Below are 2,606 nucleotides of genomic sequence, written 5' to 3'. Positions count from 1 at the left end.
GGAGCGTTTATTAATTCTGGTTTCATATTTTCCAAAAAGTGGGTTATAACATCTTCAATCTCAGCGGCAAACTGTTTATCATATTTGTCTGCGACAAGCCCAAAGCTTGAAACTTTTGGCTTATCTATCAATTTTTTATCCGCCTCTGATATTTGAGCCACTACCATGACTATACCTTCGGTTGCCATTTTTTGCCTATCTATTACAACATCACTCTCAATCTCTTCGTTTAATTGGTTATCGATGTAGGCTTTTCCGGTTCTGACTGTTTTTACTTTTTTAATATATTTAGGCGTTAATTCTATCTGATCCCCATCACTCATAAGATATATATTTCTCTCAGGTATGCCGCATTTTATCGCGGTCTCTTTATGTTTCATCAAATGGTTATATTCTCCGTGAACTGGAAGAAAGAATTTTGGTTTTGTAAGTCTAAGCATAAGTTTTTGCTCCTCTTGTGCGGCATGACCGGATACGTGTATTTCGCTAAAATCTTGATACGCTACCGTTGCTCCACATTTTTGAAGCAGATTTATAACGCTTGAGACGCTTCTTTCGTTTCCTGGAATGGCTTTTGCCGAGATAATAATCGTATCGGAGGGTTTTATTTTTACGTGCCTATGTTCATTAGTAGCCATTCTATATAATGCGCTCATTGTTTCACCCTGGCTTCCCGTTGTTACGATAAGAATCTCATTATCGCTATATCTATTTAGTTCGTGAGCCTCTATAAATATATTTTGATTTAATTTTATATATCCAAGTTGCATTGCCGTTTCTAAGTTTCTTTCCATGCTTCTACCGATAACGCAAACTTTTCTATTATATTTTAATGCATGGTCTATCGCTTGATAAACTCTATGTATATTTGAAGAGAAAGTGCTCATAATAACTCTTCCCTTTGCTTTTGAAAAGAGTAGGTCAAATGTAGGTCCAACACTTGCTTCAGATTTTGTTATTCCTGGATTATGAGAATTTGTAGAGTCGCTTAAAAGAGCTAAAACTCCTTTTTCTCCGTAATGGGCGATTCTATGTAAGTCTGTGGGATATCCGTCTATTGGGGTATGATCGATTTTAAAATCACCCGTATGAAAAATAATTCCAGCATCACAAGAGATCGCTAAAGCAGAAGCATCAATTATAGAGTGTGTTATATGGATCCATTCTACTTCAAAATCCCCGATTTTTATAGGTTTTCTCTTTTCTACAAATCTAAAATAGCTTTTATAGCTTCTCATATTATGTTCATCAAATTTATTCGCGATCATTCCAAGAGGAAGAGGGGTCCCATATATTGGAAATTGCATCTCCTTAAAAAGATAAGGAACCGCTCCAATATGATCTTCATGGGCATGAGTGATAACTATACCCGATATTTTGTCTTTAATCTGTCTTAAATATGTAAAATCTGGAACCAAAATATCAACGCCATGCATATCTTCGGTTGGAAAACTCATACCTATATCTATAATTATCGCACTATTTTGCGTTTCAATAACGGTTATATTTCCTCCGATTTCGCCAAGTCCTCCAAGAGGAGTAATTTTTACTTTTGCTTTTGACTGAAGATTTATCCTCGCATCTGGGTTGAGCCTTTGTTTTTGTATCTTTTCGTTTGCTTCTATAGCTTTTTTAATATCTCTATACCATCCCAAAGGTTTTTTTGATTTTTGTGGTGTAATTTTTGAGTTTTTTTGATTAAGGTTTTGACTCTTTTCCATCTACCTTCCTTTTTTCTAAAATTTCGTATAATTGGTGATAGATGGATGTGGTAGCTTGATGAGGTCTAATATTTGGAAGAAGGTTTAGTTGATCGAAAATCTTTTTTAATTCATTTTTATCATATATTTTGCTTAAGTTTTTAAAAAGTGTTTTTCTTGGTGATGAGAAAGCTATTTTTAAAAATTTTTCAAACCCCTCATCATCAATACTCCTTTCCTTTTTTATCAAAAGCACAGATGAAAAAACTTTTGGCGCAGGCTCAAAAGAGTGCGGATCTACATCAAAAAGTTTTTCTACTTTTCCGCTACTTTGAGCTAAAACCGCTAAAGAGGAGAACTCCTTGTCTTGGCTCTTTGCTGCAAATTTTTGAGCTACCTCCCTTTGAAGCATAACCAATATATTTTTGCATCTTTTATCTTTTAAAGCCTTCAAAATTATATTGGTAGCTACGTAATAAGGGAGATTTGCAATTAAATCATAATCTTTATCAACTAAACTATTCTTCCAAAAATCTTGTACATCTCCGCATTTTAGGATGAGCTTTTTATTTTTTATTTCATCTTTAAACTTTTTCTTAAGGAGAGTACAAAGATCTTTATCGATCTCAAAAGCTATCACATCCCTCTTTGTGATAAGCTTTTTTGTCAAATCACCTAATCCAGGCCCAATCTCTACAATAATATTTTTATCATTGGGCATCGATTGGATGATTTTTTCTAAAATAGCTTCATCTTTTAAAAAATTTTGTCCAAATTTTTTTTTAGCTTTTATATTTTCCAAGCCAGACCCTTCATAATACAAAAAGAATACTTATATTTAGATTATTTTTGTCGCAATATTATCATTTTTTAAGAAAAAGTCAATAGTTATGAATTGGTAAATGG

General features: G+C 33.3%; 2 protein-coding genes. Both read right to left on the bottom strand.

Going from position 1 to position 2,606, the window contains the following annotated elements; genetic code table 11:
• The coding region (locus AC30RD_RS08265) for a ribonuclease J (protein ID WP_489494005.1) at positions 1-1,721 on the bottom strand (1,721 nt) is incomplete at its 3' end.
• Entirely contained in the window at positions 1,699-2,502 is an 804-nt protein-coding gene (rsmA, locus tag AC30RD_RS08260) for a 16S rRNA (adenine(1518)-N(6)/adenine(1519)-N(6))-dimethyltransferase RsmA (protein ID WP_489494004.1), read from the bottom strand. The genes AC30RD_RS08265 and rsmA, both read right to left, overlap by 23 nt.
• Positions 2,503-2,606: the final 104 nt, after the last annotated feature.

Source organism: Nitrosophilus sp., from assembly GCF_982775275.1.
The sequence above is the reverse complement of the archived record's forward strand: the minus strand, read 5'-3'. Positions and strand labels throughout refer to the sequence as shown.